Origin of the sequence: Streptomyces sp. NPDC048171 (assembly GCF_043202655.1) — a bacterium.
Lineage (GTDB): Bacteria > Actinomycetota > Actinomycetes > Streptomycetales > Streptomycetaceae > Streptomyces.
On sequence record NZ_JBIDAU010000002.1, the window covers coordinates 195,378 to 218,514 of the forward strand.

Below are 23,137 nucleotides of genomic sequence, written 5' to 3' on the forward strand. Positions count from 1 at the left end.
CCGGGGCGCGAAGCATTCGTACGACTGTACAAACCGACGAACGTACCGCTTCCCCGAGAAAGGCCCTCACCGTGGCCGCCAAGCCCGTGGCCCCGCGAGCCAAGCGCCTCGTCGTGCTGGTCTCCGGATCCGGCACCAACCTCCAGGCGCTGCTCGACGAGATCGCCGCCACCGGCGTCGAGGCCTACGGAGCCGAGATCGTCGCCGTCGGAGCCGACCGCGAGGGCATCGAGGGGCTGGCCCGCGCCGAGCGCGCCGGGCTGCCGGCCTTCGTGACGAAGGTCAAGGACTACGGGAGCCGCGAGGAGTGGGACGCGGCGCTCGCCGAGGCCGTCGCCGCGCACGAGCCGGACCTCGTCGTCTCGGCCGGGTTCATGAAGATCGTGGGCAAGGAGTTCCTGGCCCGCTTCGGGGGGCGGTTCGTGAACACCCACCCCGCCCTCCTCCCGAGCTTCCCGGGAGCCCACGGTGTGCGGGACGCGCTCGCGTACGGCGCCAGGGTCACCGGCTGCACCGTCCACTTCGTCGACGACGGCGTCGACACCGGGCCGATCATCGCGCAGGGCGTGGTGGAGATCCGGGACGAGGACGACGAGAGCGCTCTGCACGAGCGCATCAAGGAAGTCGAGCGAAGGCTGCTCGTCGATGTCGTGGGGCGGCTCGCCCGCAACGGCTATCGCATCGAGGGACGAAAGGTAGTTATCCAGTGACCGCCGAGAGCAACAAGCGGGCCGTCCGACGGGCGCTCGTCAGCGTCTACGACAAGACCGGTCTGGAGGAGCTGGCGCGCGGGCTCCACGAGGCGGGCGTCGAACTCGTCTCCACCGGGTCCACGGCCGGCCGTATCTCCGCCGCCGGCGTCCCCGTCACCAAGGTCGAGGAGCTGACCGGCTTCCCCGAGTGCCTGGACGGCCGGGTCAAGACCCTGCACCCCAAGGTGCACGCCGGAATCCTCGCCGACCTGCGCCTGGACAGCCACCGCGAGCAGCTCGCGGAGCTGGGCGTGGAGCCGTTCGACCTGGTCGTGGTCAACCTCTACCCGTTCGAGCAGACCGTCGCCTCCGGTGCGTCGCCCGACGAGTGCGTGGAGCAGATCGACATCGGCGGGCCCTCCATGGTCCGCGCCGCCGCCAAGAACCACCCCTCTGTCGCGGTCGTCACGAGCCCCGCCCGGTACGCGGACGTGCTCTCCGCCGTGCAGGACGGCGGCTTCGACCTGACCGCCCGCAAGCGGCTCGCCGCCGAGGCGTTCCGCCACACCGCCGAGTACGACGTGGCGGTCGCCGGCTGGTTCGCCGGGGAGTACGCCGGTGACGGCGAGCAGTTCCCGGAGTTCATCGGCGTGACGTACGAGCGCAAGAACGTGCTGCGCTACGGCGAGAACCCGCACCAGCCCGCCGCCCTCTACACGGGCGGCTGCGGCGGCCTCGCCGAGGCGGAGCAGCTGCACGGCAAGGAGATGTCGTACAACAACTACGTCGACACGGACGCCGCCCGCCGTGCCGCGTACGACCACGCCGAGCCCTGCGTCGCGATCATCAAGCACGCCAACCCGTGCGGCATCGCGGTCGCCGCGGACGTCGCCGAGGCGCACCGCAAGGCGCACGCCTGCGACCCGCTCTCCGCGTTCGGCGGCGTGATCGCGGTCAACCGCCCGGTGTCCAAGGAGATGGCCGAGCAGGTCGCGGAGATCTTCACCGAGGTCGTCGTCGCGCCGGACTACGAGGAGGGCGCCCTCGAAGCCCTCACCAAGAAGAAGAACATCCGTGTACTGCGCTGCCCCGAGGCGCCGCAGCCGCCCGCCGAGTTCCGCCCGATCGACGGCGGTGGCCTGGCCCAGGTCAAGGACGTCTTCCAGGCCGAGGGCGACGACCCGGCGCACTGGACGCTGGCGACGGGCGAGGCGCTGAGCGACGCCGACCTGGCCGGCCTGGCCTTCGCCTGGAAGGCCTGCCGCGCCGTCAAGTCCAACGCGATCCTCCTCGCCAAGGACGGCGCCTCCGTCGGCGTCGGCATGGGCCAGGTCAACCGCGTCGACTCCGCGAAGCTGGCGGTGGAGCGAGCGGGCGCCGAGCGGGCGCAGGGGGCGTACGCCGCCTCCGACGCCTTCTTCCCCTTCCCGGACGGCCTGGAGATCCTCACCGCGGCCGGCGTGAAGGCCGTGGTCCAGCCGGGCGGCTCGGTCCGCGACGAACTCGTCGTCGAGGCCGCTAAGAAGGCCGGCGTGACGATGTACTTCACGGGGACGCGGCACTTCTTCCACTGAGCGGCACGCACAGGGCCGCCCGCCGGTATTCACCCCGACACCGGCGGGCGGCCTGGCCGGAAGGACCCGTCTAGCACGAAACGTCCGGAAGGCACCCCCGAAAAGTTACAGGTACCGCGCGACGCGGCAACTCCCCAAGCTGGTCACTGTGCTTGCCGAGGCAGGCACACGACACATCCACACGGAGGGGAACAGCATGCGAGCTCTCACGAAGGCAATCGTCGGTGTCACCGCCGCGCTCGGGATCGCCACCGGCGGCCTGGCGACCGCGGGCACGGCCATGGCGGCTCCCGCGTCGGCCCCGCAGGCGGTGACTGCCGAGGCCGTCGCACCGCTCGCGGTGGTCAACCTGGGTCTGGACACCGCCCATGCGAAGAGCTGGCAGTGCTGGCTGCGCACCACCGGCTACAACCCCGGCACGATCGACGGGCAGCTGGGCACCAACAGCTGGAAGGCGGCCCAGAGGAAGTTCGATGCCATGGGCTACTACGACGATTCCATCGACGGGATCGTCGGAACCAACACGATCAAGGCGCTGCAGAGGTACCTCAACCTCCACGGTGCCAACCTCACCGTCGACGGGGACGCCGGGCCGCAGACCAGGTCCGAGTTCTGGGACTTCGCCGGCACCCACCGCTGCTGAGCCGGCCGCTGCCGCACACACGCCGCGGCCCGCCCTCCCTCAGGGGAAGGGCGGGCCGTGGCGTCGCCAAGGCCGTTACCGGGGCTCCCCGCCCTTCCGCAACGCCCGCCACGTCGCCGGCCCCACCACCCCGTCCGCGTCCAGTCCCGCCCGCTCCTGGAAGATGACGACCCCGCTCCGGGTCTTCGGGCCGAAGTCGCCGTCGACCTCGCCGACCTCCGGGATGCCGTGCAGGTGGCGGAGCAGGCACTGCAGTTCCCTGACCTGGCTGCCGCCGTCGCCGCGTTTGACGGTGAAGTCCCAGGTGCCGCTGTGGCCAGCCATGTATCCGCGGCCGTCGGCGTTCTCGTACACCATGGGTTTCTCGCAGGTGGGAGGGGCCGCGGCGGCGGGCGCCGACTCCCACGGGGCGGTGTAGGCGAGGCTCGCCGCTCCGACGAGCGCTGCCGCGAGCCCCGCGGCCAGGGCCGGGCGGCGCCATCGCCGGGGACGCAGTCTCGGCAGCCGCGCCGAGCGGGAGGCGCCCGCCGCCTGCTCCACCCGGCGCAGCAACGCGGCGGTGTCGGTGGCGCGTTGCCCGTGGGCCGGGGCCAGGCAGTCCTGGAGGATGCCGCGCCAGGCCGCCGGGAGGGCGGGGGACAGGCGCAGTTCCCCGCGGCCGCGGGCGTACCGCATCGCCGCGTCGGAGCGGGCCTCCGAGGTGCCGCCGGGTAAGGGGAAGCCGCCGGTGAGGACGACGTGGGCGAGAACGCCGAAGGCCCAGACGTCGGCGGACGGGCGGATCCGCGTCCCGCGCTCGTCGACCTCGGGCCACAGCAGTTCGGGCGGTGTGTAGTCCGGGGTGGCGAAGGCGGGGGAGTAGGCGTGGGTGCCCTCCAGTTCGGCGGCCATGTTGAAGTCGGCCAGCCGGGCCGAACCGTCCGCCATCAGCAGGACGTTGGCCGGCTTCAGGTCGCCGTGCACCCAGCCCGCGTGGTGCAGCTGCGCCAGCCCCTCGCAGATCTGGGCCAGGAGGGCGGGTCCGGCGTCCGGACGCGGGGTCCGGGCCAGTACGGCGTCCAGGGAGCCCTCGGCCCGCTCCAGCACCAGCACGGTCGCGCCGTCCAGCTCCGGATGGTCCGGGTCGTCGACCGTGAGGGTGTCGTACATCCGGATCAGGCGGGGCGAGCGCAGCCGCCGCAGCAGATGCACCTCGCGCTCGGCCAGGTCGCGCAGATGGTGCAGCTGACGCGGGGTGCGGGTGCCCGTGGGCAGGAACTTCAGCGCCGCCCGGTGTGGCGGTTCGCCGCCGTCCGCGGCGGGGTCCCCCGGGTCCGCGGTGTGCCGGGTCCCGTCGTAGACCGTGGCGAAGGCCCCCGACGCCAGCGGCTCCCGCACCTCCCACGGCCCGACCCGGTAGCCCTTCGGCACCGGGACCGCGTACGGCCGCCCGGTCACCGGGCCGCTCCGCTCGGGGCCGGGGCGAGCACCACGAGGTCGTCCTCGCGGACCAGGTCGAAGCGGAGGGCGAGTGAGGCCAGGGACTCCTTCTTGCCGTGGGTGCGCCGGCCCGGCTCGGCGGTGTCCGGGCCGGGCCTCAGCCGCAGCTTGACGGCGAGGTAGTCGATGTTCCAGTAGACGGCGGAGCGGCTCACCTTGGGCCAGCTCGGCCGCAGCCGCTCCACGATCTCCTCGACCGCGGGCAGCGGGGCGCGGGGCTCACCGCGCAGGCGCCGCTCGCACAGGGCGGCCAGCACCGCGAAGTACCGCTTGGTGCGGTCCAGGGCGAACGCCGGGACGGTGCCGGCCCCCTCGAGACCGTGGCGCCCGACGCTGCGGAAGGCGTGCCGCGGTGCCCAGACGTCGAAGGTGAGCAGGTCCCCCGCCGCGGGCAGGGTCACCCGCGCCAGCTCGAACGGCACCGGCGCCTCCACCCGGCCCGGGCCGACCTTGATGTGCTCGCCCGCGCCTTCCGGGTTCTCCACCACGTAGGTCTGGTCCACGCTGAGATTGCTCAGCAGCCAGAACGTCCGGTGGGCCGCGATCTCCCCGGCGACCCGGGGCACCCCCGCGTGTGCGATGGCGAGTCCGCCGCCGGGTCCGGCCCTGCCGAACTCGATGCGCTCACCCGCGCCGATCCTCAGTTGTTCGGCCACACTGCCGCACGACGGCGGCACGACGATGACGCTGTACATGGAGTCGTCCCCCTCCCCCGATCCCCTCGGGGTAGCCCTTCCCCAGTCCAACGAGGGGCAGCGTACGGGAGGCGGACGAGGGCGCCCCAAGCATTCGGGCGGCGCGGCGGGTCGCCGTGAACCTGGGACCTCACAGGGTCACTTCCGCCCCTCGGGCGTGTACTCCTTGAGGTGGTGAGCGACGCGGTCGGCGTAGTCACGGTACTTCGGGGGAACCCCGCCCGCGTCGTTCACCTTCTTGTACGACGTCCGGTACGCGACGGCGACCAGGACGGAGCGGTCGCCGGGCAGGCCGTCCTCCAGACGGGGCGTGATCCAGCACAGGTAGCGGCCCATGGCGGGGATGGACTCGGCGGGCGGGAACGGCGGTTCCGGGACGGTCTCGCCGGGTGTGCCGTCCTCGTTCATCCACCAGCGCAGCACGCTCGGTGTCCAGCGGGCGATGCCGTACTCGTTCCTGGCCGGGTCGGACAGGGCGGGGTCGAAGTCGCTCTCCACCTTGAGCATGGCCGCGATCAGGGCCGGGCTGACCTCCTCGCGGTCGCAGTCGTGCGCGGTCTCGACGATCAGCAGCCGGTAGGCGGGCGGCACGCCCCGGTCGGTGCGCAGCACGTCCGCGCCGTAGGCGGCGGCGGAGACGCTCGCGGTGCCGCCGCCGGGCGGGCCCGCGGCGGGCTGCCGGCCGTCACCGGCCCAGGAGACGACGCCGTAGGCGAGCGCGGCCAGCGCCACGGTGCCCGCGGCGGAGGCCGCGACGACGCCCCGCCGGATGCCGCCCCGGGCCCGGAGCGAGAACCTCGCCGCCCCGCTCGCGGCGGCCGCCGCCGTCACCCGGCGCAGCAGGGCGGCGGTGCCGGTCCGGCCGGCGTGCGTCCGGGTCAGACAGTCCCGCACGATCTCCCGCCACGCCTCCGGCAGTTCGGGGGAGAGCCGCAGCTCGTGGGTGCCGCGGGCGTAGGCGACGGCGGCGTCGCGGCGGGCCGTCGGCGTGCCGCCGGGCAGCGGGAAGGACCCGGTGAGGACGAGGTGGGCGAGGACACCGAAGGCCCACACGTCGGCGGACGGCCGGATGCGGCGGCCGCGTTCGCCGATCTCGGACCAGAGCAGTTCGGGCGGCGTGTAGTCCGGCGTGGAGAAGGCGGGCGTGTAGGCGTGGGTGCCCTCCAGTTCGGCGGCCATGTTGAAGTCGGCCAGCCGCACCGAGCCGTCCGCCATCAGCAGGACGTTGGCCGGTTTCAGGTCACCGTGCACCCAGCCCGCCCGGTGCAGCTGTGCCAGCCCCTCGCAGACCTGGGCGAGCAGCGCGGGCCCGTCCGGTGGGCGGGGCGAGGCGGCGATCAGGGCGGACAGCGAGCCCTCCGCCCGCTCCAGGACGAGGACGGTGGCGCCGTCCAGCCGGGGTTGGCCGGGGTCGTCGACGGTGAGGGTCTCGTACATCCGGATCAGCCGGGGCTGCCGCAGCCGGCGCAGCAGCGCGATCTCGCGCTCGACCAGGTCCCGCAGGTGGGCGAGTTGCCGCGGGGTGCCGGTGCCGGTGGGCAGGAACTTGAGGGCGGCCGTGTCCGGCAGGTGCCCGCCGCTTCCGTCGCCGCCCTCGGCGCCTCCGGTGCCGTCGACGCGGCGCGCGGCGTACACGCTGCCGAAGGCGCCGGTGGCGATCGGCTCGCGCACCTCCCACCCGCCCACCCGGTAGCCCCGGGGCACCGGGACGGCGTACGGCTCGGTCATCGCGGCGCCTGTCGGGACGGAGCCGCGAGGACCGCCAGGTCGTCCTCGCGGACCAGGTCGAAGCGGAGCGCCAGGGAGACCAGCGACTCCTTCTTGCCGTTCAGCCGCGGGCCCGGTTCGGCGGTCTCCGGGCCCGGCTTCAGCCGCAGTTTCACGGCGAGGTAGTCGATGTTCCACTGCACCGACGTACGGGACGCGGCGGGCCAGGCCGGGCGGAGCCGCTCGACGACCTGGTCCATGGTCGGCAGCGGCGCGTGCGGCGCCCCGCGCAGCCGCGGTTCGCACAGCGCGGCCAGCACCGCGAAGTACCGCTTGGTGCGGTCGACGGAGAAGGCGGGCGCGGTCGGCTCGCCGTCGGTGCCGTCCTCGGCGCGCAGATAGTCGTGGCGCGGCGCCCACACCTCGACCGGCAGCAGGTCGCCCGCCGCGGGCAGCACGATCCGCGAGAACTCGAACGGCACCGGCGCGTCCAGTCGGCCCGGCGCGACCTTGATGTGCTCGCCCGCGCCCTCCGGGTTCTCCACCACGTACGTCTGGCGGGCCGAGAGGTTGCTCACGGTCCAGAAGGTGCCGTGGGCGGTGATCTCACCGGCCCGGCGGGACACCCCGTCGTGCGCGATCAGCAGCCCGCCCTCGGGCACGGCGCGTCCGAAGACGAGCCGTTCGCCGGGTGCGAGACGGAGCTGGGCGCTGCTGTGTTCGTCCTCCGAGGTCGGCGGAGGTACCACGATGATGCTGAACAAGGTGCGTCTCCCCGTGCCTGACGGCTACCCGCGTCAGACTATTGCGACGCACCAGGGCCGTGCCCCCCTCGTACGGGTGAGACACGGCCCTGTGACGTGATTGGCGAGAAGTACGCACTGGCGTACGCCGGTTCAGTACTGCGGGCGGGTGAACCAGTAGCTGCCGTTCCGGTTGGCGCAGAAGACGATGATCAGGATGCCGAGCACCAGGCTGATGAGGGCGAAGACGTTCGCCGTGAACAGGCTGATGACGCTGAACAGCACGACCACCGACGCGTAGATGATCGCGGAGACGCGCACCCCGCCCCGGCCCGTGGCGAACTTGACGCCCGTGAATATCGCCCAGAACGCAAACGCCAGCACGATGACCCCGAGGACGATCATGATGCCGGTGCCGACGCTGGCGGCGGCGTCCGCGTCCTCGGCGGACAGGCTCGGGTCGGAGTTGACCGCGTCCTCGAACTCCTCCGAGAACCAGGCGCTGGCGATCATCATCAGCAGGCCGCCGATCACCTGGAAGCCGCCCAGGACGAACAGCATCACGCGCGCTGCCTTCACCGAGCCGGGCATCGCCACCGGGGCGGGCGCGTAGCCACCGCCGTACGGCTGCTGGACCGGCGGCGCCGCGGGGTAGCCGTAGCCGGGCTGGCCCTGGGGCTGCTGCTGGGGGTAGCCGTAGTTCGGCTGCTGGCCGCCGCCCTGGGGCGGGCCGTAGGGGTTGTTCGGATCGCCGAAACTCATCGCGGGACTTCCTCCGTCGCTGTCAAGTGCGGGGACGGCGCGCGGCGCGAGTCGGAGGAGCTTCTTCGTTGCGGTTCGTCCCCCCGGTACGGCCCCGCGGCACTGTGCACCCCAATCGTTCTTGACCGATCTCTTACTTGTCCAGCCCGCTCACAAGGTGTTGTGCAAGTGCAACAACGTCGATCATGGATCGACGACCGGATGCCGGCCGGATTGGAACCGGGGGCCGGTCATCCGCGAGGATGGGGGCATGACCGCCCAGATTCTCGATGGCAAGGCCACCGCAGCCGCGATCAAGTCCGAACTGACCGCCCGCGTGGCGGCGCTGAAGGAGAGGGGTGTCACACCCGGCCTCGGCACCGTCCTGGTCGGCGACGATCCCGGCAGCCAGAAGTACGTCGCCGGCAAGCACCGCGACTGCGCGCAGGTCGGCATCGCCTCCATCCAGCGTCACCTGCCGGCCACGGCGACCCAGGAGGAGATCGAGGCGGTCGTCCGCGAGCTGAACGAGGACCCCGCCTGCACCGGCTACATCGTCCAGCTGCCGCTGCCCAAGGGCATCGACGAGAACCGCATCCTGGAGCTGATGGACCCGGACAAGGACGCGGACGGCCTGCACCCGATGAACCTCGGCCGCCTCGTCCTGAACGAGCCGGCGCCGCTGCCCTGCACCCCCAACGGCATCCTCACCCTCCTGCGCCGCTACGGCGTGGAGATCAAGGGCGCCGAGGTCGTGGTCGTCGGCCGCGGGGTCACCATCGGCCGCCCGATGCCGCTGCTGCTCACCCGGCGCAGCGAGAACGCCACCGTGACCCAGTGCCACACCGGCACCCGGGACCTCTCCGCCCACCTGAAGCGCGCCGACATCATCGTCGCCGCGGCCGGTTCCCCCCACCTGGTCCGCGCCGAGGACGTGAAGCCGGGCGCCGCCGTGCTCGACGTGGGCGTCTCCCGCAACGCCGAGGGCAAGATCGTGGGCGACGTCCACCCGGACGTGGCCGAGGTCGCCGCCTGGATCTCCCCGAACCCCGGCGGCGTCGGCCCGATGACCCGCGCCGAGCTGCTGGTCAACGTGGTGGAGGCGGCGGAGCGCCGTGCCGGCTGAGGACACCCACGCCGAGCGCCCGGGCAGGACGACGGATCGCGCGGAGGCCCGGGAGAACACCGCGGTACGCGCCGACAGCGCCGACAGCGCCGAGGGCGCCGAGGGCGCGGAGACGGTCGAGGGCACCCAGGGTGTGGAACGGGCGCCGGACTCCGGCGACACCGCCAAGTCCTCCGGGTCCGCCAAGTCCTCCGGGTCGGCCGGGTCGGCCGGGTCCTCCGGGCCCGCCGAGAAGTCCGGGCGCCCCGACCGCGCGGGGGACGCCTCGGAGCCCGAGGACGCCGAAGACCCCGACGAGATCCTCGTCCGGGACCCGGTCAGCGCGCCCGACGCCCACGGCCGGCCGAAACGCGCCACGCGCCGGTTCCCGCTCTTCACCCGCGACACCGCGCGCCCCGAGGGCGGCGGCCGGGCCGCGGCCGGCGACGCCCCGGCGCCCGCCCGGCAGTGGCCGGTGCTCACCGTGGCCGGCCTGGTCGGGATCGGCCTGCTGATCACCGGGCTCGACGTGTTCCGGTGGGGACTGGTGCTCGTCGGCGTCGCGCTGCTGATCGGCGCAGCGCTGCGCTGGTCCGTGCAGGACGTCGGCATGCTCGCCGTCCGCTCGCGCTTCACGGACATCGTCACCTACGGCGTGCTGGGCACCGCCATCGCCATGCTGGCGCTGATGGCCCAGCCGCACGCGCCGCTGAAGATCCCGTTCCTGAACGATCTGCTGCACTTCACCGTAAGTAGTTAGCGAAGCCCCGCTCGAACGGCGGCCCGTCCCCACCCCCGTGGAAGGACGGGCCGCCGTCGGGATCCACACTCCTGCACGTCGAACGCGCTGTTCAACGCCTGTCAGGGCGCTGTGGCACGGAAGTGACCGTTCCGCTACTCCGCTACGCGGGCCCCGGAAACGGCTCCGTTCAGGGGTTCCGTCACCAGCACGGGAACGCCGGTGGGAGACTGGACCAGGTGTCGGTGGGCGTGCGACCGTGCATGCCTGCGGCCTCTGTGCTCCTGTGCGCCCCCACCCCGGGAACTGAGCTCCTGACCGGGCGCATCCCTGTGGGTAGCCAGAACGGCGGGGGAACGACCAGCACGTACCGGGGGAAGAGGGGGGAAGCAGTGCCTCGTTGGAAGGCCTTGCCGGAGGAACTCGATCCGCAGATCAAGGAGTTCACCGGCCAGCTGCGCCGACTCGTGGACCGCAGTGAACTGAGCGTCGCGTCGGTGGCCGACGCCACGGGCTACAGCAAGACGTCCTGGGAGCGGTACCTGAACGGACGGCTGCTGGCGCCGAAGGGCGCCATCATCGCCCTGGCGGAGGTGACGGGGACCAACCCCCTGCACCTGACCACCATGTGGGAGCTGGCCGAGCGCGCCTGGAGCCGCTCGGAGATGCGCCACGACATGACGATGGAGGCCATCCGCATATCCCAGGCGCGTGCCGCGCTCGGCGACCTGGGCACCGCGTCCGGCAAGACCGGACCGGCCCACGGCGCCAGGAACGGCCGCGGAAGCCGCTCCGGCCGCCACGGTGGCGGCGCGTCGGCCACGTCCGGCGTCGCAGGTCCCGCCGGGGTGGCGCCCACGTTGGGGCCGACGGTCCCCGCCCAGCCGACCGCGGCGGACAGCCCCGACTCGGCCGCCGGCCCGGTCCGCGGCGGCACCACCGGCGCCCCCTCCCTCCCGTTCCCCGGCGACCCGTCGCCGGGCGGCGCCACCGACGGCAACTCGTGGGGCCTGGCCGGATACCGGGGACCGGCACCGACCGGTGACCGCACGGCACGCCCCGGGCACCGGGCCGGTTCCGGCGAGGCCGCCACGGCCATGGGCCCCGCGGCGACGCCCGGTCCCGCCGCGCCCGACGGCCGGAGCCCCTCCGGCGGGTACGGCGAGCCCCCGCGCGGCGGCTCGGGCTCGCGCGGCCGGTCGGGCGGGGGCGGCAGCAGGCGGATGACGACGTTCGTCGCGGGTGTCGTCGGTGTGCTCGTCGTGATCGCGGGCGCCTTCTTCCTGCTGAACGACGGCGGGGGCAAGGAGAACGAGGGCGCCAAGCCCTCCCCGTCCCCCACGGTGAGCAGCGAGCAGCAGCTGCCGCCGGGCGTGAAGTGCAGCGGCGACGCCTGCACCGGCAAGGACCCGGAGGTCATGGGCTGCGGAGGCGAACTGGTCACCACCGCCGCGACCGCCACCGTCGGCACGACCGCGGTCGAGGTCCGCTACAGCAAGACCTGCGGTGCCGCGTGGGCCCGCGTGACCCAGGCCGCCCAGGGCGACAAGGTCCAGGTGAGCGCCGAGGGCAGGAACCAGCAGACGGGGACGGTCTCCGGAGTCGGCGACACCGTCGCGTACACCCCGATGGTGGCGGTGAAGTCCGCGGCCGCGGCGGAGGCGTGCGTGACCACCGCGTCCGGCGTCCAGGGCTGCACGGAGTAGGCGGCGGGACGGCACGGCGCGGGCGCACCGAGCAGGCGCACCCAGCAGGCCCGCGAAGAAAGTTCGCCGGCGGCAGGCATGTCCGGCGAAGACCCGGGCACGCGAGAAGTACCCCCACGGGAGTCCGGCAACGGTATCCCCCGAAACGGCGGTCGCCTTCGTCCCCCCTCTCCCGGACGGGCGGCCGCCTTTCCGTTGCCCTGCCCGCGCGCCCGGCGCCGCCGGGACGCCCCTGTGGGCCGGGCCACACCGACCCGGACGTCCCGGACACGGTGGGCGCGATAGCCTGACGGCCGGATCGGTCTCTTGGTATCAAGAGATCGATCAAATGCCCGGGGCAGGGACGCCCCACCGCCAGCTGTCATACGGAGAACGCCATGACCCGCACTCCCGTGAACGTCACCGTCACCGGCGCGGCCGGCCAGATCGGTTACGCCCTGCTCTTCCGCATCGCCTCCGGCCAGCTGCTCGGCGCGGACGTGCCGGTCAAGCTCCGCCTCCTGGAGATCACCCCGGCGCTCAAGGCCGCCGAGGGCACCGCGATGGAGCTGGACGACTGCGCGTTCCCGCTCCTCCAGGGCATCGAGATCACCGACGACCCGAACGTCGCCTTCGACGGCGCCAACGTCGCCCTCCTCGTCGGCGCCCGCCCCCGCACCAAGGGCATGGAGCGCGGCGACCTCCTGGAGGCCAACGGCGGCATCTTCAAGCCGCAGGGCAAGGCCATCAACGACCACGCCGCGGACGACATCAAGGTCCTCGTCGTCGGCAACCCGGCCAACACCAACGCCCTGATCGCCCAGGCCGCCGCCCCGGACGTACCCGCGGAGCGCTTCACCGCGATGACCCGCCTGGACCACAACCGCGCGCTGACCCAGCTCGCGAAGAAGACGGGCTCGACGGTCGCCGACATCAAGCGCCTGACCATCTGGGGCAACCACTCCGCCACCCAGTACCCGGACATCTTCCACGCCACCATCGGCGGCAAGAACGCGGCCGAGACCGTCAACGACGAGAAGTGGCTGGCCGACGAGTTCATCCCGACCGTCGCCAAGCGCGGCGCGGCCATCATCGAGGCGCGCGGCGCCTCGTCGGCCGCCTCCGCCGCCAACGCCGCCATCGACCACGTGCACACGTGGGTCAACGGCACCGCCGACGGCGACTGGACCTCCATGGGCATCCCGTCGGACGGCTCCTACGGCGTCCCGGAGGGCCTCATCTCCTCCTTCCCCGTCACCACCAAGGACGGCAAGTACGAGATCGTCCAGGGTCTCGACATCAACGAGTTCTCCCGCGCCCGCATCGACGCCTCCGTCAAGGAGCTGTCGGAGGAGCGCGACGCGGTCCGCGGTCTCGGCCTCCTCTGAGCCCACCCCGCCCGCAGACGGGCCCCGCTCCGGTTCGACCGGAGCGGGGCCCGTTCGCGTTTCCGTCTCCGGTCCGCCTCGGGACCGTTATGCACCCTTCACGCCCTTCCTCAGTGATGCGCCGCACTTTCGATGTCCGAATCGGCATGCCTGGGGGGCTCCGGGGCAGGGGCTCGGTCCCCGGGGTGGCACGCGTGTGACACAGGGGCGTTGATCAGGAACGGAAGGCAATCCCACCATGGCGAACAGCACGGAAACCCAGGCGGACCGGGGGCACCGGACCATCCACGCCGGCGGCCGGTGGCTGGCCGCGTCCTCCGGCGCGACCCGCGACATCCTCGACCCCGCCGACGGCCTGCCCTTCGCCGTGGTCGCGGAGGGCGACGAGAAGGACACCGACCTCGCGGTGGCCGCCGCCCGGCGGGCGTTCGACGAAGGCCCGTGGCCGCACACCCCGGTCGCCGAGCGGGCCGCCCTGCTGCGCCGCGTCGCCGACCTCCTCGTGCGCGACCGCGAGACCCTCGGCCTGCTGGAGAGCCGCGACGCGGGCAAGACGGTCGAGGAGGGGCGCGTCGACATCGACTGCGTCGCCGACGCCTTCCGCTACTTCGCCGACCTGGTCGCCGGCGAGGCCCCCGGCCGGGTCGTCGACGCGGGCTCGCCCGAGATCCACAGCGTCGTGGTGCACGAGCCGGTCGGCGTCTGCGCCATGATCACGCCCTGGAACTACCCGCTCCTCCAGGCCAGCTGGAAGATCGCCCCGGCCCTCGCCGCCGGCAACACCTTCGTGATCAAGCCGAGCGAGATCACCCCGCTCACCACCGTCGCCCTGATCGACCTGCTCGTCGAGGCCGGCCTCCCCACCGGCGTCGCGGGCATCGTCACCGGTCCCGGCCACACGGTCGGCGCCCGGCTCGCCGAGCACCCCGACGTCGACCTGGTCTCCTTCACCGGCGGCCTGGTCAGCGGCACCAAGGTCGCCCAGGCAGCCGCCGTCACCGTCAAGAAGGTCGCCCTCGAACTCGGCGGCAAGAACCCCAACGTCGTCTTCGCCGACGCCTGCGCGACCGAGGACGGCTTCGACACCGCCGTCGACCAGGCCCTCAACGCGGCCTTCATCCACAGCGGGCAGGTCTGCTCCGCCGGTGGCCGCCTCATCATCGAGGAGTCGGTCCGCGAACGCTTCGTCGCCGAACTCGCCCGCCGCGCCCAGAAGATCCGCCTCGGCCGCGGCACCGAGGACGGCGTCGAGTGCGGCCCGCTCGTCTCCGAGCAGCAGCGCGCCAAGACCGAGGACTTCGTCGCCTCCGCCCTCGCCGAGGGCGCCGTGCTGCGCAGCGGCGGCAAGCGCCCCGAGCCGTCCCCCCAGCGGCCCGGGAGCGGCTACTTCTACGAGCCGACCGTCCTCGACCAGTGCCACCGCGAGATGCGGGTCGTCCGGGAGGAGGTCTTCGGACCGGTCCTCACCGTCGAGACCTTCCGCACCGAGGACGAAGCCATAGCCCTGGCCAACGACACCGAGTACGGTCTGGCCGGTGCCGTCTGGACCGCCGACGCGGGACGGGCCCGCCGGGTCGCGGGCCGGCTGCGGCACGGCACCGTCTGGATCAACGACTTCCACCCCTACCTGCCGCAGGCGGAGTGGGGCGGCTTCGGCAAGAGCGGCGTGGGCCGCGAACTCGGCCCCGCGGGTCTGGCCGAGTACCGCGAGAGCAAGCACGTCTACCAGAACCTCGCGCCGAAGCCCGTCCGCTGGTTCACCGGCTGATATCGCGCACCTCCACGCATCTCCCCGCACCATCCGCTCGCCCCACTGGAGTACCCCCATGCCAGATACCACTCACGTCTACGACTACGTCGTCATCGGCGGTGGCACGGCGGGATCGGTGATCGCCTCACGGCTCACCGAGAACCCGGACGTCACCGTCGCCGTCATCGAGGGCGGCCCCAGCGACGTCGGCCGCGACGACGTACTCACCCTGCGCCGCTGGATGGGCCTGCTCGGTGGCGAACTCGACTACGACTACCCCACCACCGAGCAGCCGCGCGGCAACTCGCACATCCGGCACAGCCGCGCCCGCGTGCTCGGCGGCTGCTCCTCGCACAACACCCTCATCGCCTTCAAGCCGCTGCCGTCCGACTGGGACGAGTGGGAGGCAGCGGGCGCCAAGGGCTGGGGCGCGGTGCAGATGGAGGCCTACTACGCGCGGCTGAAGAACAACATCGTCCCCGTCGACGAGAAGGACCGGAACGCCATCGCCCGGGACTTCGTCGACTCCGCGCAGAAGGCGCTCGAGGTCCCCCGGATCGACGGCTTCAACAAGAAGCCGTTCACCGAGGGCGCCGGCTTCTTCGACCTCGCCTACCACCCCGAGAACAACAAGCGCTCCTCCGCCTCGGTCGCGTACCTGCACCCGGTGATGGACGAGCGCCCCAACCTCACCCTGATGCTGGAGACCTGGGCGTACCGGCTGGAGCTGGCCGGCACCCGCGCCGAGGGCGTCCACGTCCGCACCAAGGACGGCGAGGAGATCCTGGTCAAGGCGCGCAACGAGGTGGTGCTGTGCGCCGGGGCGGTCGACTCGCCGCGCCTGCTGCTGCACTCCGGCATAGGCCCCCGCCAGGACCTCGAAGCGCTCGGCATACCCGTGGCGCTCGACCTGCCCGGCGTCGGCGAGAACCTGCTCGACCACCCCGAGTCGGTGATCGTCTGGGAGACCGAGGGACCCATCCCGGACAACTCCGCGATGGACTCCGACGCCGGTCTCTTCGTGCGCCGCGATCCCGAACACGCGGGCCCCGACCTGATGTTCCACTTCTACCAGATCCCGTTCACGGACAATCCGGAGCGCCTCGGCTACGAACGCCCGGAGTTCGGCGTCTCGATGACCCCGAACATCCCCAAGCCGAAGTCCCGCGGACGCCTCCACCTCACCAGCGCCGACCCGTCCGTGAAGCCCGCCCTGGACTTCCGCTACTTCACCGACGAGGACGACTACGACGGCCGCACCCTCGTCGACGGCATCAGGATCGCCCGCGAGATCGCGAAGACGCAGCCGCTGGCCGGCTGGCTCAAGCGCGAGGTCTGCCCCGGCCCGGACGTCACCGGTGACGAGGAGCTGAGCGAGTACGCCCGCAAGGTCGCCCACACCGTCTACCACCCGGCGGGCACCTGCCGGATGGGTGCCGCCACCGACGAACAGGCCGTCGTCGACCCCGAGCTGCGCATCCGGGGCCTGCAGGGCATCCGCATCGCCGACGCCTCCGTCTTCCCGACCATGCCCGCCGTGAACCCGATGATCGGCGTCCTCATGGTCGGGGAGCGCGCCGTCGAGCTGATCGGTGGTGACGCCCGATGAGTACCTCCACCAGCACCAGCGCCAGTACGCCGCCGGGTACGGACGAGAGCGCGGCTCCCGTCTTCGCCGTGGACGGGCTGTGGAAGGTCTTCGGACCCAAGGCCGACCGCGTCCCCGCCGACCCCGAACTGGCCGCCCTGAGCCCGGCCGAGCTGCGCTCGCGCACCGGCTGCACGGCCGCCGTGGCCGATGTCTCCTTCGACGTCCGCAAGGGCGAGGTCTTCGTCGTCATGGGCCTGTCCGGCTCCGGCAAGTCCACCCTCGTACGCTGCCTGACCCGGCTCATCGAGCCGACCGCCGGCTCCATCGCCATCGACGGCGAGGACGTCCGCGCCATGGACAAGTCCCGGCTGCGCGAACTGCGCCGGCACCGGGCCGCGATGGTCTTCCAGCACTTCGGCCTGCTCCCGCACCGCACGGTCCTCGACAACGTGGCCTACGGCCTGGAGGTCCAGGGCGTCGCCCGCGCCGAGCGCCGCGAGCGCGCCGCCGCCATCGTCGCCAAGGTCGGCCTGGAGGGTCTGGAGCAGCGGCGCCCCGGCCAGCTCTCCGGCGGACAGCGCCAGCGGGTCGGCCTCGCCCGCGCCCTCGCCGTCGACCCCGAGGTGCTGCTCTTCGACGAGCCGTTCAGCGCCCTGGACCCGCTGATCCGGCGGGACATGCAGGAGGAGGTCGTCCGGCTGCACCGCGAGGAGGGCCGCACGATGGTCTTCATCACCCACGACCTCCAGGAAGCCCTCAAGCTCGGCGACCGCATCGCCCTGATGCGCGACGGCCGCGTGGTCCAGCTCGGCACCCCGGAGGAGATCGTCGGCTCGCCCGCCGACGACTACGTCCGCGAGTTCGTCCGCGACGTCCCGCGCGAGCAGGTCCTCACCGTCCGTACGGCGATGCGCCCCGCGTCCTCGTCCGACGAGGCCGGCACCGGCCCGGCGATCCGCCCCGAGGCCACCGTCTCCGAGGCCATCGAGGCCGTCGCCCGCGCCGGCTCCCCGGCCCGCGTGATGTCCGACGGCCGCTGCCTGGGCGTGGTCGACGCGGAATCCCTGCTGTCGGTGGTGGCGGGCACGGCCGGCGCGGCCACCGCGGCCCCGGCCGACGGTGCCGACGCAGCGGACGAACCCACCCCGCCCCTCGCCACCAGCGAGGAGCCGGTCTGATGGCAACGATCACCGCACAGGCCCAGAAGGCCGCCCCGCCGGGCTTCCTCACCCACCCCGCCGTCCGCAAGCTCCTCACCCTCGGGGTGCTCGCCGCGATCCTCGTCCCCCTGGCCGTCACCCAGTGGGGCGGCGCCACCTGGCCGAGCGCGCTGACCGTCGACGTCTCCGAGCCGCTCGGCAAGGCCAGCGACTGGATCATCGACAACCGCGACAGCCACCCCCTGTTCCTCTATTTCTTCGGCCACGTCAGCAACGTCGTCGTCCTCGCCGTACGCGCCGTGTACCTCGCCCTCCTCGCCGTCGGCTGGGCCGGGGTCACCGCGATCGGCGCTCTGGTCGCCTGGCGCGTGGCCGGCGTGAAGCTGGCGCTCGGCACCGCGGCCGCGTTCCTGGCCTGCGGCCTGCTCGGCATGTGGGTGCCGACCATGCAGACCCTCGCCCTGATGGTCGTCGCCGTCCTCGCGTCGGTCGTCGTGGGCGCCCTGCTGGGTCTCGCCGCCGGCCTGTCCGACCGGATGGACCGCGTCCTGCGCCCGGTGCTCGACACCATGCAGGTGCTGCCCGCCTTCGCGTACCTCCTCCCCGTCGTCCTGGTCTTCGGCATCGGTGTCCCCGCCGCCGTCCTGGCCACCGTCGTCTACGCCGCCCCGCCCATGGCCCGGCTCACCTCGCTGGGCCTGCGCGGCGCCGACAAGGAGGTCCTGGAGGCCGTCGAGTCCCTCGGCACCACCGCCCGCCAGCGGCTGCTGACCGCCCGTGTCCCGCTGGCCCGCAAGGAACTCCTGCTCGGCGTCAACCAGACGATCATGATGGCGCTCTCCATGGCCGTCATCGCATCGGTCATCGGCGCCGGCGGCCTCGGCGACCGCGTCTACCAGGCGCTCGCCTCGGTCGACGTCGGCGCCGCCCTCGCGGCCGGCATCCCGATCGTGCTGCTCGCCGTCGTCCTGGACCGGGTGACCGGCGCGGCGGGGGAGGAGCGGCTCGGGGAGCCCGGCAGGTCGCCGCTGACCTGGCTGTACGCCCTGGCCGCCGCCGCGGCCGTCGCCGTCGCCGGACGCCTCGCCGGCTTCCTGGAATGGCCCGAGGGCTGGGAGGTGAACATCGCCGAGCCCGTCAACCGGGCCGTCGACTGGATGACCGCCCACCTGTACTCCGGCGTGCCCGTCGTCGGCGGCACCGCCGACTGGGCGGCGCACTTCACCAGCTGGGTCCTCAACCCGGTCCGGGACGGCCTGCAGTGGCTGCCCTGGTGGTCGGTGCTCCTCGTCGTGGCCGCCCTCGCGTGGCTGATCGGCACCTGGCGCACCGCGCTCACCGCCGTCCTCGCCATGGCCGCGATCGGTGTGCTCGGCGTGTGGAACCCGTCCCTGGACACGCTCTCGCAGGTGCTCGCGGCCGTCGCCGTGACCCTGGTCCTCGGCTTCGCGACGGGTATCGCCGCCGCCCGCAGCGAGCGGTTCGAACGCCTGCTGCGGCCGGTTCTGGACGTCTTCCAGACCATGCCGCAGTTCGTGTACCTGATCCCCGTCGTCGCCCTGTTCGGCGTGGGACGGGCGCCCGCGGTGGCCGCCGCGGTCGTCTACGCCCTTCCGGCCGTGGTCCGCATCACCGCCCAGGGCCTGCGCCAGGTCGACCCGGCCGCCCTGGAGGCGGCCCGCTCGCTCGGAGCCACCAGCGGACAGCAGCTGCGCCAGGTCCAGCTCCCGCTGGCCCGCCGGTCGCTGCTGCTCGCCGTCAACCAGGGCGTCGTCCTGGTCCTCGCCGTCGTCATCATCGGCGGCCTGGTCGGCGGTGGCGCGCTCGGCTACCAGGTCGTCTTCGGCCTGGCCCAGGGCGACCTGGCGAGCGGTCTGGTGGCCGGCGCGGCCATCGTCTGCCTCGGTCTGATGCTCGACCGGGTCACCCAGCCCACCGGACGCCGCGCGACGAAGGGAGCCTGACATGCGCGTACGTACCACCGCGGCCGTCGCCTCGGCCGCCGCGCTGACCCTGCTCACCGGCTGCGGCGCCGCCGACATGACCAAGCAGGCGTCCCCGTTCGCCAACGCCCAGGGCGCCAAGACCGTCACCCTGTCCGTGCAGTCCTGGGTCGGCGCCCAGGCCAACGTGGCCGTCGCCCAGTACCTGCTGGAGCACGAGCTGGGCTACCGCGTCGACACCGTCCAGGTCGACGAGGTCCCCGCCTGGGACGCGCTCAGCCAGGGCCGCGTCGACGCCATCCTGGAGGACTGGGGCCACCCCGAGCAGGAGCAGCGGTACGTCAAGGACAAGAAGACCATCGCCCCCGGCGGCGACCTCGGCGTCACCGGGCACATCGGCTGGTTCGTCCCGACGTACTTCGCGAAGAAGCACCCGGACGTCACCGACTGGAAGAACCTCAACAAGTACGCCGACCTGCTGCGCACCGCGGAGAGCGGCGGCAAGGGCCAGCTGATGGACGGCTCGCCGTCCTACGTCACGAACGACAAGGCGCTGGTGAAGAACCTGAACCTGGACTACCAGGTCGTCTTCGCCGGCTCCGAGGCCGCCCAGATCACCCAGATCAAGCAGTTCGCCAAGGAGCAGAAGCCCTTCCTCAGCTACTGGTACACCCCCCAGTGGCTGTTCGAGAAGGTCCCGATGACCGAGGTGAAACTGCCCCCGTACAAGGAGGGCTGCGACGCCGACCCGGAGAAGGTCGACTGCGCCTACCCGGTCACCCCGCTCCAGAAGTACCTCAACGCCGACTTCGCGAAGAAGGGCGGCAAGGCGGCGGACCTCCTCGAGAAGTTCAAGTGGACGACCGAGGACCAGAACCAGGTCTCCCTGATGATCGCCGAGCAGAAGATGCGGCCCGAGGAGGCGGCGAAGAAGTGGGTGGAGAGCCACGAGTCCGTCTGGAAGGAGTGGCTGTCCTGACGCTCACCGCGTCACGAACGTGACCCGGGTGGCCCCGAGTCCGCCCAGCTCGGCGGACTCGGCGCCACTCCCGGGCCGCGCGCACGTTCAGCGGTCCCCGGATCGGAACCGCGCGGCGCCGGTCGTCACCACCGCGTGCTCCCCACCGGGATCCGCCGCGCGACCATCAGCCGGTTCCAGCTGTTGATCGCCGCGATCAGCGCGAGCAGGTGCGCCAGGCCGTCGGCGTCGAAGTGCCGCGCGGCCTCCTCGTACACGTCGTCCGGCACGAAGCCGTCGGTCAGCACCGTCACCGCCTCGGTCAGCGCCAGCGCGGCCCGCTCCCGAGCGTCGAAGACCTCCCCGGCCTCCTCCCACGCGGCGAGCAGATCCAGCTGCTGCTCGCTCACCCCCTGCTTGCGGGCGATGCCCAGATGCATGTCGAGGCAGAAGGCGCAGTGGTTGAGCTGCGAGGCGCGGATCTGCACCAGCTCGGCGAGCCGGGCGTCACCGAGGCCCCGCTTGGCGGCCGCGCCCATCCCCTGCAGCGCCGAACGGACGCCTGCGTCCAGTCGGGTCGTACGGGTCGTCACGCGTACTGGCCCGGCGTGTAGTGCCCCGGCGTCAGCCGGCAGGTCACCCCGAAGCGGTTCCAGGCGTTGATCACCGTGATCGCGGCGATCAGCTGTGCCAGCTCCGGCTCGTCGAAGTGCGCGGCGGCCTTCTCGTACACCGCGTCCGGCACGAAGCCGTCGGTCAGCACCGTCACGGCTTCGGTCAGCTCGATCGCCGCCAGCTCCTTCTCCGTGTAGAAGTGCCGCGACTCGTCCCAGGCGCCGAGCTGCACGATCCGCTCCACGCTCTCCCCGGCCGCCAGCGCGTCCTTGGTGTGCATGTCCAGGCAGAAGGCGCAGTGGTTGAGCTGGGAGGCGCGGATCTTCACCAGCTCCCCCAGCTTCGGGTCGAGCCCCTGCGTGGCGGCCTTGTCCAGGCGGAGCATCGCCTTCCAGACCTCGGGGGCGTGCTTCGCCCACTCCAGCCGGGGTGCGTGCTCGGCGGCGAAGGCCTCGGGGGCGGTCGTGGTGTTCTCGTTCGTCGTCATGCCACCGAGCCTAGAAGTGAGGCAGCCCAGGAGTATGGTCCATTCCCATGGCGAAATCCTGGGCCACTTTCGGCGTCGACCTGCACTTGGACCGCTCCGGACCCGGCCTGCGCCGGAGCCTCACCGAAGCGCTGCGCGAGGCCGTCCGCGGCGGCCGGCTGGCCCCCGGCACCCGGCTGCCCTCCTCCCGCTCGCTCGCCGCCGACCTGGGCGTGGCCCGCAACACGGTCGCCGAGGTCTACGCCGACCTGATCGCCGAGGGCTGGCTGGCCGCCCGGCAGGGCTCCGGCACCCGGGTCGCCGACCGCACGCCCGCCACCCCCGCACACCGCCCGGCACCCCACCCGCGCGAGCCGGGCCGCCCGGCCTACGACCTCGTCCCCGGCACGCCCGAACTCGCCTCCTTCCCCCGCGCCCAGTGGCTCAGGGCCGCCCGCCGCGCCCTGGCCGCCGCCCCCGACCAGGCCCTCGGCTACGGCGACCCACGCGGCCGCGTGGAACTGCGCACGGCGCTCGCCGGATACCTGTCCCGCGCACGGGGCGTGCACGCCGACCCCGACCGGATCGTGGTGTGCGCCGGCTTCCTCGGCGGCCTCGGTGTCCTCGCCGAACTGCTGCGCCGCCGGGCCGGGAACGCGGTCGCCGTCGAGTCCTACGGCCTGCCCCACCACCGCCGGCTGCTCCGGCGAGCGGGCTGCGGAACTCCCCCGCTGTCCTTCGACGACCGCGGCACCCTCCCGCCCGACGACCCGGCCGCCGCCGGCGCGGTCCTGCTGACCCCCTCCCACCAGTTCCCCCTCGGCCTCCCGCTGCTCCCCGAGCGCCGTACGGCGCTGATCGACTGGGCCCGCCGCACCGGCGGCCTGGTCCTGGAGGACGACTACGACGGCGAGTTCCGCTACGACCGCCAGCCCGTCGGCGCCCTCCAGGGCCTCGACCCCGACCGCGTCGTCTACCTCGGCACCGCCAGCAAGTCCCTCGCCCCCGCCCTGCGCCTGGGCTGGCTGGTCCTGCCGCCCGCGCTCGTCGAGGAGGTCATGGACGGCATGGCGGGCCGCACCCCGGGCGTCCTCGACCAGCTGACCCTGGCCGAGTTCCTGGGCTCCGGCGACTACGACCGCCACGTCCGCTCCGCCCGCCTGCGCTACCGGCGCCGCCGCGACGCCCTGGTCGCCGCCCTAGCCGAACGGGCCCCCGGCGTCCGCGTCACCGGCATCGCCGCCGGCCTCCACGCCGTCCTCGAACTGCCGCCCGGCACCGAGCGGCAGACCGTCCGCGCCGCCGCCTGGCACGGGCTCGCGGTCCACGGCCTCTCCATGTTCCGGCACCCCGACGCCGACGTCCCCCCGCTGGACGCCCTCGTCGTCGGCTACGGCACCCCGCCCGACCACGCCTGGGCGGGGGCACTGGACGCCCTGTGCCGGGCGCTGCCGTAAAGTCCA

Annotated in this window: 20 protein-coding genes; 13 read left to right on the top strand and 7 right to left on the bottom strand. The window is 73.0% G+C overall.

Annotation, left to right across the window (positions count from 1 at the left end):
* Nucleotides 1–71: 71 nt before the first annotated feature.
* The 3 genes from purN to ACGF3J_RS05290 all read left to right on the top strand — a co-directional run bounded on the left by purN (nt 72) and on the right by ACGF3J_RS05290 (nt 2,909).
* Nucleotides 72–710: a phosphoribosylglycinamide formyltransferase gene (gene purN, locus ACGF3J_RS05280; protein WP_360883190.1), complete on the top strand. Its 639-nt coding sequence runs from the start codon at nt 72–74 to the stop codon at nt 708–710.
* On the top strand, nt 707–2,266 hold the full coding sequence (gene purH / locus ACGF3J_RS05285) for a bifunctional phosphoribosylaminoimidazolecarboxamide formyltransferase/IMP cyclohydrolase (RefSeq protein ID WP_161325914.1): 1,560 nt from the start codon (nt 707–709) through the stop codon (nt 2,264–2,266). The genes purN and purH overlap by 4 nt, the downstream gene beginning before the upstream one ends.
* A gap of 196 nt (nt 2,267–2,462) precedes the next feature.
* Nucleotides 2,463–2,909: a peptidoglycan-binding protein gene (locus tag ACGF3J_RS05290; protein ID WP_393853506.1), complete on the top strand. Its 447-nt coding sequence runs from the start codon at nt 2,463–2,465 to the stop codon at nt 2,907–2,909.
* Between the two features lie 75 nt (nt 2,910–2,984).
* Here the strand turns inward: ACGF3J_RS05290 and ACGF3J_RS05295 are convergent, their stop codons facing one another.
* The 5 genes from ACGF3J_RS05295 to ACGF3J_RS05315 all read right to left on the bottom strand — a co-directional run bounded on the left by ACGF3J_RS05295 (nt 2,985) and on the right by ACGF3J_RS05315 (nt 8,295).
* Nucleotides 2,985–4,346, bottom strand: coding sequence for a protein kinase (locus ACGF3J_RS05295; RefSeq protein WP_393853507.1), 1,362 nt, complete (start codon nt 4,344–4,346; stop codon nt 2,985–2,987).
* Complete coding sequence (locus ACGF3J_RS05300; RefSeq protein ID WP_161325917.1) at nt 4,343–5,083, bottom strand: FHA domain-containing protein; 741 nt, start codon at nt 5,081–5,083, stop codon at nt 4,343–4,345. Before ACGF3J_RS05300 ends, ACGF3J_RS05295 begins: the two co-directional genes overlap by 4 nt.
* Nucleotides 5,084–5,221: 138 nt before the next feature.
* On the bottom strand, nt 5,222–6,811 hold the full coding sequence (locus ACGF3J_RS05305) for a serine/threonine protein kinase (protein WP_393853508.1): 1,590 nt from the start codon (nt 6,809–6,811) through the stop codon (nt 5,222–5,224).
* Complete coding sequence (locus ACGF3J_RS05310) at nt 6,808–7,554, bottom strand: FHA domain-containing protein (RefSeq protein WP_161330106.1); 747 nt, start codon at nt 7,552–7,554, stop codon at nt 6,808–6,810. Before ACGF3J_RS05310 ends, ACGF3J_RS05305 begins: the two co-directional genes overlap by 4 nt.
* A 132-nt stretch (nt 7,555–7,686) precedes the next feature.
* The gene (locus ACGF3J_RS05315) at nt 7,687–8,295 is read right to left on the bottom strand and encodes a hypothetical protein (protein ID WP_161330107.1); all 609 of its coding nucleotides are present in this window, start codon (nt 8,293–8,295) and stop codon (nt 7,687–7,689) included.
* 250 nt (nt 8,296–8,545) lie between these two features.
* Between ACGF3J_RS05315 and ACGF3J_RS05320 the strand changes: the two genes are divergently transcribed.
* The 9 genes from ACGF3J_RS05320 to ACGF3J_RS05360 all read left to right on the top strand — a co-directional run bounded on the left by ACGF3J_RS05320 (nt 8,546) and on the right by ACGF3J_RS05360 (nt 20,614).
* Complete coding sequence (locus ACGF3J_RS05320; protein ID WP_122615840.1) at nt 8,546–9,400, top strand: bifunctional methylenetetrahydrofolate dehydrogenase/methenyltetrahydrofolate cyclohydrolase; 855 nt, start codon at nt 8,546–8,548, stop codon at nt 9,398–9,400.
* 298 nt (nt 9,401–9,698) lie between these two features.
* Nucleotides 9,699–10,139 carry a DUF3017 domain-containing protein gene (locus tag ACGF3J_RS05325; RefSeq protein WP_393853696.1) on the top strand — a complete coding sequence of 147 codons (441 nt, stop codon included), beginning with the start codon at nt 9,699–9,701 and terminating at the stop codon, nt 10,137–10,139.
* 371 nt (nt 10,140–10,510) lie between these two features.
* A complete protein-coding gene (locus ACGF3J_RS05330) occupies nt 10,511–11,824 on the top strand; it encodes a DUF2690 domain-containing protein (RefSeq protein ID WP_393853509.1) in 1,314 nt (437 codons plus the stop codon).
* Between the two features lie 377 nt (nt 11,825–12,201).
* On the top strand, nt 12,202–13,191 hold the full coding sequence (locus ACGF3J_RS05335) for a malate dehydrogenase (RefSeq protein WP_161327434.1): 990 nt from the start codon (nt 12,202–12,204) through the stop codon (nt 13,189–13,191).
* Between the two features lie 238 nt (nt 13,192–13,429).
* Nucleotides 13,430–14,959, top strand: coding sequence for an aldehyde dehydrogenase family protein (locus ACGF3J_RS05340; protein WP_161327433.1), 1,530 nt, complete (start codon nt 13,430–13,432; stop codon nt 14,957–14,959).
* 58 nt (nt 14,960–15,017) lie between these two features.
* A complete protein-coding gene (locus tag ACGF3J_RS05345) occupies nt 15,018–16,550 on the top strand; it encodes a GMC family oxidoreductase (RefSeq protein ID WP_161327432.1) in 1,533 nt (510 codons plus the stop codon).
* Nucleotides 16,547–17,710 carry a glycine betaine/L-proline ABC transporter ATP-binding protein gene (locus tag ACGF3J_RS05350; RefSeq protein ID WP_161327431.1) on the top strand — a complete coding sequence of 388 codons (1,164 nt, stop codon included), beginning with the start codon at nt 16,547–16,549 and terminating at the stop codon, nt 17,708–17,710. The genes ACGF3J_RS05345 and ACGF3J_RS05350 overlap by 4 nt, the downstream gene beginning before the upstream one ends.
* Nucleotides 17,710–19,656, top strand: a complete 1,947-nt coding sequence (locus ACGF3J_RS05355) for a proline/glycine betaine ABC transporter permease (RefSeq protein ID WP_161327430.1) — start codon at nt 17,710–17,712, stop codon at nt 19,654–19,656. The genes ACGF3J_RS05350 and ACGF3J_RS05355 overlap by 1 nt, the downstream gene beginning before the upstream one ends.
* 1 nt (nt 19,657) lies before the next feature.
* Entirely contained in the window at nt 19,658–20,614 is a 957-nt protein-coding gene (locus ACGF3J_RS05360) for an ABC transporter substrate-binding protein (RefSeq protein ID WP_161327429.1), read from the top strand.
* Between the two features lie 125 nt (nt 20,615–20,739).
* Here the strand turns inward: ACGF3J_RS05360 and ACGF3J_RS05365 are convergent, their stop codons facing one another.
* Nucleotides 20,740–21,186, bottom strand: a complete 447-nt coding sequence (locus ACGF3J_RS05365) for a carboxymuconolactone decarboxylase family protein (protein ID WP_161327428.1) — start codon at nt 21,184–21,186, stop codon at nt 20,740–20,742.
* Complete coding sequence (locus ACGF3J_RS05370; RefSeq protein ID WP_161327427.1) at nt 21,183–21,695, bottom strand: carboxymuconolactone decarboxylase family protein; 513 nt, start codon at nt 21,693–21,695, stop codon at nt 21,183–21,185. The genes ACGF3J_RS05365 and ACGF3J_RS05370 overlap by 4 nt, the downstream gene beginning before the upstream one ends.
* 47 nt (nt 21,696–21,742) lie before the next feature.
* On the opposite strand from ACGF3J_RS05370, the gene ACGF3J_RS05375 reads away from it, so the two are divergent.
* A complete protein-coding gene (locus ACGF3J_RS05375) occupies nt 21,743–23,131 on the top strand; it encodes a PLP-dependent aminotransferase family protein (protein ID WP_393853510.1) in 1,389 nt (462 codons plus the stop codon).
* Nucleotides 23,132–23,137: the final 6 nt, after the last annotated feature.